Raw genomic sequence first — 12,403 nt, 5'->3', positions numbered from 1 at the left:
TTTAATTTTTGACCGCCAGTGTTTTTTATTATGACGGTTCGCTTAAAATACCTCCTAATAACAGAGCTTCGTCTATGCTCTGTTATGTCTTTTATATCCAATTTGTATAAACCTAATTTTATAAAATTACTTGTATAGTCTAGTTGTATAGTCTAGTTGTATAACTTTACTGCATAACCTAACTGTTAAAAAACCTTCAAGGACTTTAATCAACCCCTCACTTTTTCCATACGTAAAAAGTGCTTTGCCTATATCGTATATATCAATGCTTTTATTAGATGTAATCTCAAACACATAAACTTCTTTCAACTTACGATAAAACTGGAGCCCCCCCTATGTCTGATATTAAAAAAGCTGCTTTACGTGCACTTAAGCTAATGGATTTAACTACATTAAATGACGATGATACTGATCAAAAAGTAATCGAGCTTTGTCATAATGCTAAAACGGCCGTTGGTAATACTGCTGCAATTTGTATTTATCCTCGTTTTATTCCTATTGCTAAGAAAACCCTACTTGAACAAGGTACGCCTGAAGTGCGTATCGCAACCGTGACTAATTTTCCACACGGCAACGATGATATTGAGATAGCAGTTGCAGAAACTAAAGCTGCGATTGCTTATGGAGCCGATGAAGTTGATGTGGTTTTTCCATACCGCGCGCTGATCGCCGCTAATGAAAATGTTGGTTATGAGTTAGTAAAACAATGTAAAGCAGCATGTGGTGACACTTTACTTAAAGTGATCATTGAAACTGGAGAACTTAAAACTGAAGCATTAATTAAGCGTGCGTCAGAGTTAAGCATTGAAGCTGGTGCAAATTTCATCAAAACCTCTACTGGTAAAGTTGCAGTTAATGCCACACCAGAATCAGCTGAAATTATGCTTAAAGTGATCCGCGATATGGGTGTTGCTCAGCGCGTTGGTTTCAAGCCGGCAGGTGGCGTAAAAACAGCACAAGATGCAGCGCAATACCTAGCAATGGCAGATGAAATTTTAGGTAAGCAATGGGCCGATAACATGCATTACCGTTTTGGTGCATCAAGCCTACTGACTAATTTATTGAATACATTAGAAGTGACGAATCAAACAGCCGATGCAACAGCATACTAGGGCTCGTTTTCGATACAGCTAGCCCTTCTATTTATTACAGAGGGGCAGACAAATAATTAATTAAAACTCGTTAAAGAGTATGGAGAGATTAATGTTTTTACCTCAAGAAATTATCCGTAAAAAACGTGATGGACAAATGCTAAGCACTGAAGAAATCAATTTTTTCATTCAAGGTGTTGCAGACGATACTATTTCAGAAAGCCAAATTGGTGCATTTGCTATGACTATTTTCTTTAATGAAATGGATATGTCAGAGCGAATTGCCCTTACCTGTGCAATGCGTGATTCAGGTATGGTTATGAATTGGGATCACATGAATTTTGGTGGCCCTATTGTTGATAAACATTCAACGGGCGGCGTTGGTGATGTTACCTCGCTTATGTTAGGTCCTATGGTTGCAGCTTGTGGCGGTTTTGTACCAATGATTTCGGGCCGTGGCCTTGGACATACAGGTGGCACACTAGATAAATTAGAATCAATTCCTGGTTACAACATTACTCCAAGTAATGATGTTTTTGGTGAAGTAACCAAACAAGCAGGTGTGGCGATAATTGGCCAAACTGGCAACCTTGCACCAGCCGATAAACGTGTTTACGCCATTCGAGATATCACTGCAACGGTAGATAATATTAGTTTGATCACGGCCTCTATTTTATCTAAAAAACTAGCAGCTGGTCTGGATTCATTAGTGATGGATGTAAAAGTAGGTTCCGGCGCATTTATGCCAACCTATCAAGCATCTGAAGAACTGGCTAAATCTATTGTTGCTGTAGCAAATGGTGCTGGCACAAACACAACGGCTATTTTAACTGATATGAATCAGGTATTAGCCTCGTCAGCAGGTAATGCACTCGAAGTACGTGAAGCGGTCCAATTCTTAACCGGTGAATACCGTAACCCTCGCCTCTATGAAATCACCATGGCACTTTGTGCAGAAATGCTAGTATTGGGTAAATTAGCCAAAGACAGTGAACAAGCACATCAACAGTTGCAAACCGTACTCGACAATGGCACTGCCGCTGCTTGTTTCAGTAAGATGGTTGCCGGTTTAGGTGGACCTAAAGACTTTGTTGAACACTACGACAAATACCTAGAAAAAGCACAAATTAGCAAACCTGTTTACGCAGAAAAAAGTGGCATTGTTTCGGCGATGGATACCAGAGCAATTGGTATGGCCGTAGTAAGTATGGGTGGTGGGCGTCGCGTTTCTACCGATACAATTGACTATGCAGTTGGTTTTGATAACTTTATTTGTTTAGGTGAAACTGCAAACGATCAAAAACCACTCGCTGTGATTCATGCACGCAGTGAAGAACAATGGCAAGAAGCTGCAACAGCACTACTTCAGGCTATTAAAGTAGGCGACCAAGCTTATCAACCAACACCAAATGTTTACGGACAAATCCGCGCGGAAGATATTTAAAGCAAAGCCTATAAAAAGGCACAAGAAACGAGAGTAAGAGTTATTGAAGCAGTATTTGATGCTCATAGCTTAATGTAAAAAAAAATGGGTTCGCCTTTGAGTATGATAATTAATCTATTCGTTTGTTAGTTTATTATCAGATAGCATTGAACAAAAGTGCTGCCTAATATCGGTTAACGTTTAACAAAGGGTTATGTAACGCAACCAATCAATTATTACCTCTCTTTTCTATAAAGATAAGCACATGTTTTACTCAAAGCATGTGCTTTCTTTTCATGTTTTTTATACCATTTTAATTTACAAAGGTTAGGAATATTCAATGAGTTTACTGTTAGCATTGTCAATCAGCACGGGCATTTTATCCGGCTTGTTAGTTTGGTTTACTAATTTTTTTGATATTGCAAGTTGGTTAGTTTTCTTAGGGGCAACCAGTTATTTCGCTTCTACTGATAAAGGCATGAAAGGATTGGTTCAAGTCTGGTTGACTAATTTCAGTGGTGCAATCTGGGCAATTTTAATTATTCTTCTCTCCACTTACCTTGCAGCTGATTTTGCTTCGTATGCTACAACGGCTATCTTCGCCTTTGCTATGTGTTTTCAAGCTAAATTTAATGTGCTTAAATTTATCCCTGGCACATTCATCGGTGCCGCCGCCATTTTTTCTGCCAATGGAGAATGGATGGTTACGATTATTGCCTTATTTGTTGGTGCTATTGTTGGCTTTCTGATGACTTATACCGGAGAACAATTGCATAAATGGAGCGAGCGTCGCTCAAGCGATAAAAAATCCCTACATTCAGAAAGCATTAGATCAGAAGCCAGTTGTTCAGAAAGCCTAGGAATAAAATAATAGAAATTAAATAATGGGAATAAAATAATGAATAAATTGTTAGTAAACGCATTAAATGAACTACCTATAATTTTAGCCGATTACTTAAAACCTATCGTTGAAGATAAAAACTTTTCTGCCACTATTTCAGTAGCCCAATTTAATGAGTTAATGACTTTAACAGCATTAAGCGACAGTGAGTTACGTATTGCACTGCTTCCACTTGCTGCAAGTTACTCCTATTCTCCTATCTCCAATTTCTGTGTCGGAGCGATTGCACGCGGCCTTTCAGGAATATTATACTTTGGGGCTAATATTGAACTACCAGGGTCACCATTGGCACAAGCGGTACATGCTGAACAATCTGCCATTTCCCATGCTTGGATGAAAGGAGAAAAAGGCATACAAGATATCACCATAAACTACAGTCCCTGCGGACATTGCCGACAGTTTATGAATGAACTAAGTAGTGCGGATAAAATGATGGTACAACTGCCAAATCGACAGGCAAAAACGTTACAAGAATATCTACCAGAATCATTTGGTCCTAAAGATCTCAATATAACGACCTTGTTAATGGAAGATAAACCACAAAAATATGCCATTTCTGATGATGATTTATTGCTCACTAATGCCGTTGCTGCTTTAAATCTCAGTCATGCACCCTATTCAGAAAACTACTGTGGCATCGCTGTTCAGCTTGATGATCAATCAATCTATATAGGTGCTTATGCTGAAAATGCAGCTTTTAATCCAAGTTTGCCACCACTTCAAGTTGCGTTAATACAAATACTTTTAGCGGGCAAAGACTTTGCACAAATTTCAGCCGTAGTATTGGTCGAACTTGAAGTCGGTAAAATAAGTCATAAATCAACGACACAATCTGTTTTAGATACCTTGGAACTTGGTATTCAGCTTAATTATCTCGCTATTTAAAACGATGAGCAGTTAAATAAAAAACACAGCATTATTTACAGGGTCCAGAAATACGTGCTGTGAGCTTTTTTTTGTTTTAATCATTTAAATAAAGCTAAACATCTCAAGTAGCAATATATTTTGGTATTAGAAGCTAGTGTCATAGTCTAACGCTAAATGCTTTTAAAATAATTCAACGTTGAAGACTATTTGTATAATTCGCCGTTAAAGACTTTTTGCATAATGTAACAACTGAATAATACGATCTTTAACTATCCGCGTTCGATAATCACCACGAGATATTCCCGCTGAAGTGCCAAAATCGTCACGAGTCCAAGTACTTTTAATTAACTCAAATTCTGCATCACGGTACTTTAACCAGAATCGCTGCGCGGCTATCAAATCTGAATACCTTGCCTTGGGTAATTTCGACTTAATACTTGTAAAAGCGTTATTCAATTCTTTGTCTAAAAATAGTAGATAGTTATCATAGGCAACTAAATACTCTCTGCTGTTATTGTTGGGGTCATCGATTGCTATCACATAAACAACTTCTCGTTTTTCAAATTCGCCAATCAGATCTGCAGCATCAGGGTTGTCAATTGCAGACGCTGCAAAAATAACGCTAATAGATAGCAAACAACTAAGAACAAACTGACAGGCATAATTAAGCCAACTTTTTACCATTTTTCATAAACTCCTTTCTGATAGATATTCCACTCAGCCTGTCTTCTATTTTCTAAACCACGGTTAACTTTACCTTGTGATTTATTCCAAGCTTTCCAAGCTTTTTCCAGCGTAGGATAAGAAGTAATAACTTCAGGATCATTGATCATTTTTAACACAGATGACTGAGAGAAACCTGCTTGACCGATATTAAAAGCGAATATTACCATTGCATCGAATTCATGTTGCATCACATCACCCCTCACTTTACTTTTTACTGTGTTAATAAAAGGATTGAGATCTGCTTGTAATAATCTAATCGCTTGATCCTCGTTCAAACCGGCTTGGTATTTAGACCAATCTGATTTAGCTATCAAATGACCATAACCAATCGTTGCACCTTCTACCCAAACCTTAATAGCTTTGCCAGTTTGATCGTCATAGGGAGTTATCGCCAACCCTTCGATCTCTTTCAAAAGGTTGATTCCTTTATCACCAAAAAATAACGAACTACTCGATGTAACTATTTCTTTAGTTACCTGCAAACGCTTCAAGGTTTCACCATTAACTTCGACCAAACCGTCTGGTTGAAGCATATTCATCATTACTTCTTGGAAAGCGTTTATTCGTTTAATCGTAAAAGGCCCTGATTGCCCATCTATTTTCAAAGGCTTTGCAAAGGCAGCTAACTTATGTTGATTGAGCAAGCCTTGTACTATTTTAACGTCTTCAACGTTATTTTCGCCTTTATCTCCCACTGATGCAGTTATTATTTTCATGGTAATTCTCCTTCCTTTATGGAGCGCCCTTCTTAATAATGAGAAGGACAAAAAGAATAAATTTCTGGAACGGTGGTTATCATTGTAATGATAATGAGTAACCCATAAACATCTAACTATTTCAAAAGTTAAACTAACGGCCTTTTTATTGCTCAACATTTAACCACATTAATTCATATTTAATTGATGCTCAACTAGTTATTCTCTTTTCTATCATCGATTGAATAAATTGAGTGATGGGCGTTTTTAAAAGGAATTTATTATTCAGTACAATAGCTGGCTAAAAATCAAACCAAGAAGTAATACTTTATTTAGGATGAGACCAAAAACGCGATCTAGATGATTTTTAACAGAGCATGAAACGTCACTTTCTAAATTGTTTCTTTTAATAATAGTCACATGGTTTTTATCCATTTGCTAAAGCATAACTAAAAATCATATAATCATTCTATTATCAATCCCTTACAAAATATGCGAGCATTCATCAATGGCACAACATAATATTAAATTCATTGCTACCGATATGGATGGCACTTTGTTAGATAAAGATGGTCGTTTACCGCCTGATTTTTTTGATGTATTCCAACAATTAGAACAAAGAGATATTATGTTTGCAGCTGCTTCTGGGCGCCAATATTATAGCTTATTACAAACCTTTTCTGCGGTTAAAGACCGTATCATGTTTATCGCGGAAAATGGCACCTTAGTCATGCATCAAGGCGAAGAACTCTACAGTTGTACTATTGATATAGAATCAATTCATCGTATTATCAAAGAGGCTCGATTAATTGAAGGGGCACATATTGTCTTATGTGGTAAAAAGTCCGCATACATTGAAACACAAGCACCTAAAGCACTCGAAGAAATAAAAAAATACTACCATCGTTGTGATTATGTAAAAGATTTACTCGAAGTTGAAGATGAGTTTATTAAGGTGGCTATTTGCCATTTTGATGGCTCGCAAGAATTTGTATATCCGTCAATTAATGCAAAATTCGATGTCGACCACAAAGTAGTGGTAAGCGCCAAGATTTGGCTTGATGTGATGAATATAAATGCTTCAAAAGGCGATGCCATCAAATATTTACAAGACAAATTAAAATTTAGTTTCGAACAAACAATGAGTTTTGGTGATTACTTTAACGATATCGAAATGTTACAAGCAAGCTTTCATTCTTATGCAGTAGAAAATGCACATGAAAAAGTAAAAACATATGCCCGTTTTAGTGCGCCGAGTAATCTTGAGCATGGTGTAATGAAAGTAATCAGAAATCATCTTGATCTTGTCGATTTATCAGATCCGATTGATTAAAATTTCGGTAAAATACCATTATGTGGCTCTTTAAGCTTTACTGTTCCTAAATTAATGTTTGGCTGTAAAACTAATCCATTGCACATATACCTAGCGTTTTATTAGATTGTACTTTTTGCTCATCACTAAGCACTTTTAAGCTAGAAATGAGTCCTTGGGCTTATAAACTAAAATGATTAAAAGTTGAGGTGTCATGGTTTGATCGTAAATCACAAGAGGAATTGGATAGTAAAACTACAGGTATGCCTCTGTTCTAGATAAATAGAACGGGCAAACTGGATAATTTAGCCCGTTATTTCTCACTTTTTATTGCACAATTTCCCCACTTTCGATAATAGTTTTTCTAACAATATCGGTAAATTTCAATGCTTCTTCACGAATTTTATCTTCATCTACTGTCAAAATCTTTTTATCTTCCATGAGTAATTTTCCGTCAACGATAGCATGACGGACATTGGTCGGATAAGCAGAGTAGACTAAAGCTGAATATGGGTTGTACATGGGAACCATATTCACCGCTTTAGTATCGATAACAATGATATCAGCAAGTTTGCCTACTTCTAATGATCCTATCTTATCTTCCATATGTAATGCTCTGGCCGCCCCCATGGTGGACATATCAATCACTTTCACTGGCGGCATTGCAGCGCGATCGTGATTAACTAACTTGTGTACTTTTGCTACTTGTCCAAATTCTGCAATGGTACTTAAGTTGTTACCTGACATTGGCCCATCAGTTCCTAAGCCAATGCGAACTCCTTGATCATACATTTTGAGTGCCGGTGAGACACCTTTTGCTGATTTTATATTTGCACTCATGTTATGTGCAACGCCCATATCGCTTGCTTTAACCAAAGCGATATCTTCGTCGTCAACTAAGATCATATGTGCACCAACAAGCTGACTATTTAATGCTCCGATATCATGCATATATTGAACAGGACTTTTACCTCCGCTGATTTCTGCAATTTTCTCTTCTTCGCGTGCTGATTCTGCTAAATGAATCAATACTGGCACACCTTTTTCTTCGGATAATTTTGCAACTTGTTGCAATACTTCTGTTGTATTAGTGTAAGGAGCATGTGGTGCAAATGCAGGTGTGATACGAGGATGATCTTTATATTCGTCGATAAATTTAAGCGCATAAGCAATGCCTTCCTGTGCATTTTTTGCATCCGCCACAGGGAATTTTATGACTGTTTCTCCTAATACTGCACGCATACCGATTTTATCAACGGTTTTTGCCACTTCATCTTCAAAATAGTACATATCTGCATAAGTAGTTACACCGCCCTTTAGCATCTCTACGTTACCCAAGTTAGCTCCGATACGGACCATATCACGAGAAACCAGTTTTGATTCGAGCGGGAAGATATAACGGTGTAAGCGATCTGGCACATCATCGGCAAGTGAACGGAAGACGGTCATTGAAACATGTGTATGCGTATTAATAAGCCCTGGCATAACGATGTCGCCAGCAACATTCATTATTTTATCTGCTTGGTATTGTTCTGCTAAATTTTTATCGCCGACAGCAATAATTTTATTATCTTTAATGGCAACAGTGCCTGATTCATAAATAGTTTTTTCTGCATTCATAGTCAGTACAGTTGCATCGGTGATCAGTATGTCAATATTTTCTACTGCAAAAGCTGAAGTAGAGAATAAAGATGTCGTCGTTAATGCAGCTGCGATTAAATTTTTTTTAAAACCCATAGGAGATCCCTTTTTTGAAAAATAAAGTGCCGATGCGGTAAAGCAAGATGTAACTAATATGAATAGAACGCAGTTGATTTATAATCAAATATTAAAATAAAAGCAGTAGATTAGCTATTTATTTAATGTAAATACAAGACACTTGAGGGAGCAATTTCTATTGGTAGCTTTTGATAGTAGTTATTATAGTCAGGCATAAGTTATTTCCCCTTTTCTTTAGAACGAGCAAAGAAGATACAACACAGTAGTTACTGTCAAACCTACACACCCCCAGCTTAGGTAGAGGTTTAGCAATGTTTAATTAAGTTACCAGTATCTAATCAGCCCTAGATTCGCATAATAAGAAAAATATAATAGCTTTAAATAGGAAATAACTTTCTCAACACCAAACAAACCATTAAAAATTTATGATAACAGTATTTTATCTACTCTACTTTTTAGCACAGTCAAAACATCTGCTTCAAACCATGGATTCTTTTTTAACCAGATATTATTGCGCGGACTTGGGTGTGGAAGAGGCATAACATGTTCCCCATAAGCAGCCCAGTTTCTGACTGTTTCAGTAAGGTTTTTTCCTCTATTTTTTAAATGCCATGTCAAAGCATATTGCCCGATGACAAGCGTAAGTTGAATCTCAGGCATCGCTTCCAATAATTGATTGCGCCATGTCTTCGCACATATTGGTGGTGGAGGTAGATCACCTGATTTCCCTTTTCCTGGGTAACAAAACGCCATAGGTAATATTGCAATTTTTTGTGAGTTATAAAAAGTTTCTTTATCAATCCCCATCCATTCTCTTAAACGATCCCCACTCGGGTCATCAAATGGAATACCTGTTGCATGAACCTTTGAGCCAGGCGCTTGCCCTGCTATAAGAATTTTTGCGTGCTTATTAACTTGCAAAACAGGGCGAACACCGTCTTTTAAAATAGGTTCACAAATTTTGCAAGAACGAACCTCTGTTAATAATTGATTGAAAGACCTTGTTTTCATAGTTTCCTAGATTTGTTTAATAACTGTAATTTATTCGATTAGATGGTTATTAATCACTACAGATCTATTAATAAAATATAATTGACCTTATTTTTACATTTATTTTTTATAAATGATATGCTGCTTAGTGATTATGATTGCGTCTTTTTTGTGAATTAAATTTATGAATTGTGGTGATCTAAATTGGGATTATAAATAAAACGTTATGTGATGAAGCATTATGTACATATAACAAATTTATTAAATGTAATAATCTACAATAATGAGGAAAACAAAATGATTCAAGGTCAACTTTACAGTGGTCAAATAACCAAAACAATAGCTATTTCAGATATAAATCAAGGTAGAGATATTAATCTGAATTTACATCATAGTGATAGTGGCGGTTCTATAAAGGTTTACGTACTAGGTGCTGATGAAGCAACCTTTAAAGTTAAACATGTTTTGACGGTTGTTCCAGGAGGAACAGATGTGTCTTTAAATTTCACGGCTAATTATAACTACATTCAATTGGAAGCAGTTGATGGGGAGCAAGGCGCTAGCGAGCATGAACGCCCTTCAGTTAGATATGATCTCGACAAACAGACTCTTCCTGTATAACTGCGTTTTGATACGTACTCCAGCAAGCACCTGTCTTAATGATGGGTGTTTTATAACGAAGTATTAGAATAGCTTATTTTAAGCCTACTTAGTTTTATGAAACAACCACCATAACTTCCTAAAATCAATTCCACTATTTACTGTCATAAGTCGAGCTCTCGTCCTAGTGCAACACTCTGATAATGTGTCGGCTGTGAGACATCTCCCCCTATTTTCAGGGTGCTATTCATCTATATTCTCTTTTAAAAAAATAGCCTCTAAGCCAACACCAGATGGTGTTTTGAAAAAAACTTGGGTCATATCTCTCTCAGCAGAATATTTAATAGAGTATTCCGTTGAAAGTATTTTTAAAGTTTTTATTAGTTTATTAAGACCACTGAGTCGAAAGGCAATATGATCTAAGTAACCTTGTTTTTCATTTCTATAATGCTCATTACTTTCAATCAAATGAATGAGTACTTTATCTTTATAATATAACCAGTAGCCATTTTGGGATAATTTAGGTCTCCACCCTTCAACTAAATCAAAAACTTCACACAGAAATTTTTTATCTTCTGTCAGTATTTTTGCTGGTGCACTGATATTAAAATGATCGATATGCATAAGTCCCCTAACGAGGCTGTAGAATTTATTCATTCTCAGCCCGAATTTTATTTATAAAAACACAGTATTTTATATTTACTTGAAATTCAAATAGATTATTGAATTTTCAAAAATTATTGATTAAATTCAATAGTTATAAAAGTATTTACTAGGCTTAATAATCTAATATCTTTTTAGCTTTTTAGCTTTTTTAAACAATAATCGACTAAACTTGATATCAAATTGAGCATTAAACCATTTAAATTTCTATGCCTACAGAGCTCAATTTGAGAAATATTTTTAAGCTGGTCATTGAACTTTTTGTTATGGGTGGCTAATTCATTTCAACCACTACTTTGAAATACATTAACAACATTATTATCTCGTGATATGGCCAAAACTAAGCTAAAAATGCTAAGAAGAATATGCCCAAATTTCGACTTACAGAAGTAAAAATAAATGACTAGAATAATACTCGATTTCGGGAATTACCGAGCGTCACCTCATATAGATTGGAATATAGCAAAATACAGTTGGATAGCTGAATTATCCATCTCAACTATCTGAACCTAATTGATTTTGGTAAAAATTTAGATCAAGCTATATTTTACGGTTCTTAAATGACAATGCATGAAAACGCTCAATAATAAACAGTAATGCTCTTTCTAATACGAAAGGAGGTAGGAAACAGCCGAAGGGATTTGTTTTATTATTCTATTTTATTGAAATGGATCCTCAATCTTTGTTCGTCAGTCGTACTGCCGCAGTACGACTGAAGATTAATACCTAATTGCCAGAGTTCTGGTTTTATTAATTCCCTCATATTCTTGAAGGTTAAGATTGTTCACTCGCTTGCTGTAGAATTGCTTTTAATGCATCTACCTTGTGTAAACCGTACACTGGCATATTGCCATTGATCAGATAAAATGGAATACCGTTTATCCCTTTTGTCATCGCCTCTGTAATGTCTGAATGAGCCGCATTGAGGTATGTTTTTTCTTCAAATGCTTTGGCGAGTTTATACGCATCCAAACCAATCTCTCCAGCAAGATCTAATAACGTTTGTTTATCGCCGATATCCTTGCCTTCTTCAAAGGTAGCTTGATATATACGCTCAATCATCAGCTCTTTTTTACCTTCTGCATCAGCAAATTTAGTGGCCTGATGTGCAAGAATAGTATTATTGATAGTTTGAGCAGCCAGGTTCAACTGTAAACCAAAACCAGCGGCCATTTGAGTGTGTTGTTCGTTATGGGCTTTGCCCCATTCGTATGATTTACCGTATCTTTTTGCCACAAGATCATTGAGATCTTCGCCAGCGTGACAAGCTTCATTTGGCTCCAGCTGAAAACTCTTATGTACAATTTCTATCTCTTCATTCAATGCAAGTCCGTCAAGCGCTTGATCAAGGCTGGCTTGTCCCATGTAACAGTAAGGACAGGTATAATCTGCCCACATTTCAATTTTCATCGTATT

Annotated in this window: 12 protein-coding genes and 1 pseudogene; 6 read left to right on the top strand and 7 right to left on the bottom strand. The window is 36.3% G+C overall.

Going from position 1 to position 12,403, the window contains the following annotated elements:
- Positions 1-335: 335 nt before the first annotated feature.
- The 4 genes from deoC to cdd all read left to right on the top strand — a co-directional run bounded on the left by deoC (position 336) and on the right by cdd (position 4,300).
- Complete coding sequence (gene deoC / locus GQR44_RS08660) at positions 336-1,112, top strand: deoxyribose-phosphate aldolase (RefSeq protein WP_166371314.1); 777 nt, start codon at positions 336-338, stop codon at positions 1,110-1,112.
- A 91-nt stretch (positions 1,113-1,203) separates the two neighbouring features.
- Entirely contained in the window at positions 1,204-2,535 is a 1,332-nt protein-coding gene (gene deoA / locus GQR44_RS08655; RefSeq protein WP_166371312.1) for a thymidine phosphorylase, read from the top strand.
- Between the two features lie 319 nt (positions 2,536-2,854).
- Positions 2,855-3,385: a DUF1097 domain-containing protein gene (locus GQR44_RS08650; protein WP_166371310.1), complete on the top strand. Its 531-nt coding sequence runs from the start codon at positions 2,855-2,857 to the stop codon at positions 3,383-3,385.
- A gap of 27 nt (positions 3,386-3,412) precedes the next feature.
- The gene (cdd, locus tag GQR44_RS08645; protein WP_166371308.1) at positions 3,413-4,300 is read left to right on the top strand and encodes a cytidine deaminase; all 888 of its coding nucleotides are present in this window, start codon (positions 3,413-3,415) and stop codon (positions 4,298-4,300) included.
- Between the two features lie 204 nt (positions 4,301-4,504).
- On the opposite strand, the gene GQR44_RS08640 is transcribed toward cdd, so the two are convergent.
- Together GQR44_RS08640 and GQR44_RS08635 are read right to left on the bottom strand one after the other, a co-directional pair.
- The gene (locus tag GQR44_RS08640; protein WP_166371306.1) at positions 4,505-4,966 is read right to left on the bottom strand and encodes a lysozyme inhibitor LprI family protein; all 462 of its coding nucleotides are present in this window, start codon (positions 4,964-4,966) and stop codon (positions 4,505-4,507) included.
- Positions 4,960-5,724: a glycoside hydrolase family protein gene (locus GQR44_RS08635; protein WP_205963011.1), complete on the bottom strand. Its 765-nt coding sequence runs from the start codon at positions 5,722-5,724 to the stop codon at positions 4,960-4,962. The genes GQR44_RS08640 and GQR44_RS08635 overlap by 7 nt, the downstream gene beginning before the upstream one ends.
- A 487-nt stretch (positions 5,725-6,211) precedes the next feature.
- Here GQR44_RS08635 and GQR44_RS08630 point away from each other — a divergent pair, with 487 nt between their 5' ends.
- Positions 6,212-7,036 (top strand): Cof-type HAD-IIB family hydrolase, encoded by an 825-nt coding sequence (locus tag GQR44_RS08630; protein WP_166371304.1) that lies wholly within the window; start codon positions 6,212-6,214, stop codon positions 7,034-7,036.
- Between the two features lie 306 nt (positions 7,037-7,342).
- Here the strand turns inward: GQR44_RS08630 and GQR44_RS08625 are convergent, their stop codons facing one another.
- Both GQR44_RS08625 and GQR44_RS08620 read right to left on the bottom strand, forming a co-directional pair.
- Positions 7,343-8,752, bottom strand: a complete 1,410-nt coding sequence (locus tag GQR44_RS08625; RefSeq protein ID WP_166371302.1) for an amidohydrolase — start codon at positions 8,750-8,752, stop codon at positions 7,343-7,345.
- A 405-nt stretch (positions 8,753-9,157) separates the two neighbouring features.
- Positions 9,158-9,745: a uracil-DNA glycosylase family protein gene (locus GQR44_RS08620; protein WP_166371300.1), complete on the bottom strand. Its 588-nt coding sequence runs from the start codon at positions 9,743-9,745 to the stop codon at positions 9,158-9,160.
- A 276-nt stretch (positions 9,746-10,021) separates the two neighbouring features.
- On the opposite strand from GQR44_RS08620, the gene GQR44_RS08615 reads away from it, so the two are divergent.
- Positions 10,022-10,345 carry a hypothetical protein gene (locus GQR44_RS08615; protein ID WP_166371298.1) on the top strand — a complete coding sequence of 108 codons (324 nt, stop codon included), beginning with the start codon at positions 10,022-10,024 and terminating at the stop codon, positions 10,343-10,345.
- A gap of 222 nt (positions 10,346-10,567) precedes the next feature.
- Here GQR44_RS08615 and GQR44_RS08610 read toward each other — a convergent pair whose 3' ends face one another.
- From GQR44_RS08610 to GQR44_RS08605, 3 genes and pseudogenes are all read right to left on the bottom strand, one after another.
- Positions 10,568-10,948, bottom strand: a complete 381-nt coding sequence (locus GQR44_RS08610; protein ID WP_166371296.1) for a hypothetical protein — start codon at positions 10,946-10,948, stop codon at positions 10,568-10,570.
- 173 nt (positions 10,949-11,121) lie between these two features.
- Positions 11,122-11,241, bottom strand: a pseudogene (locus tag GQR44_RS19780) (IS982 family transposase); the annotation flags it as partial.
- A 520-nt stretch (positions 11,242-11,761) separates the two neighbouring features.
- Positions 11,762-12,397: a DsbA family oxidoreductase gene (locus tag GQR44_RS08605; protein ID WP_166371294.1), complete on the bottom strand. Its 636-nt coding sequence runs from the start codon at positions 12,395-12,397 to the stop codon at positions 11,762-11,764.
- Positions 12,398-12,403: the final 6 nt, after the last annotated feature.

Origin of the sequence: Psychromonas sp. SA13A, from assembly GCF_011378715.1 — a bacterium.
Lineage (GTDB): Bacteria > Pseudomonadota > Gammaproteobacteria > Enterobacterales > Psychromonadaceae > Psychromonas.
This window is presented reverse-complemented; position numbering and strand designations above follow the sequence as displayed.

What these genes read in the sequence shown, in the direction of transcription:
- deoC (WP_166371314.1), top strand. Translation starts at nt 336, where the DNA reads ATGTCTGATATTAAAAAAGCTGCTTTACGTGCACTTAAGCTAATGGAT.
- GQR44_RS08630 (WP_166371304.1), top strand. Translation starts at nt 6,212, where the DNA reads ATGGCACAACATAATATTAAATTCATTGCTACCGATATGGATGGCACT.
- GQR44_RS08605 (WP_166371294.1), bottom strand. Translation starts at nt 12,397, where the DNA reads ATGAAAATTGAAATGTGGGCAGATTATACCTGTCCTTACTGTTACATG.
- GQR44_RS08610 (WP_166371296.1), bottom strand. Translation starts at nt 10,948, where the DNA reads ATGCATATCGATCATTTTAATATCAGTGCACCAGCAAAAATACTGACA.
- GQR44_RS08640 (WP_166371306.1), bottom strand. Translation starts at nt 4,966, where the DNA reads ATGGTAAAAAGTTGGCTTAATTATGCCTGTCAGTTTGTTCTTAGTTGT.
- cdd (WP_166371308.1), top strand. Translation starts at nt 3,413, where the DNA reads ATGAATAAATTGTTAGTAAACGCATTAAATGAACTACCTATAATTTTA.
- GQR44_RS08615 (WP_166371298.1), top strand. Translation starts at nt 10,022, where the DNA reads ATGATTCAAGGTCAACTTTACAGTGGTCAAATAACCAAAACAATAGCT.
- deoA (WP_166371312.1), top strand. Translation starts at nt 1,204, where the DNA reads ATGTTTTTACCTCAAGAAATTATCCGTAAAAAACGTGATGGACAAATG.
- GQR44_RS08635 (WP_205963011.1), bottom strand. Translation starts at nt 5,724, where the DNA reads ATGAAAATAATAACTGCATCAGTGGGAGATAAAGGCGAAAATAACGTT.
- GQR44_RS08625 (WP_166371302.1), bottom strand. Translation starts at nt 8,752, where the DNA reads ATGGGTTTTAAAAAAAATTTAATCGCAGCTGCATTAACGACGACATCT.
- GQR44_RS08650 (WP_166371310.1), top strand. Translation starts at nt 2,855, where the DNA reads ATGAGTTTACTGTTAGCATTGTCAATCAGCACGGGCATTTTATCCGGC.
- GQR44_RS08620 (WP_166371300.1), bottom strand. Translation starts at nt 9,745, where the DNA reads ATGAAAACAAGGTCTTTCAATCAATTATTAACAGAGGTTCGTTCTTGC.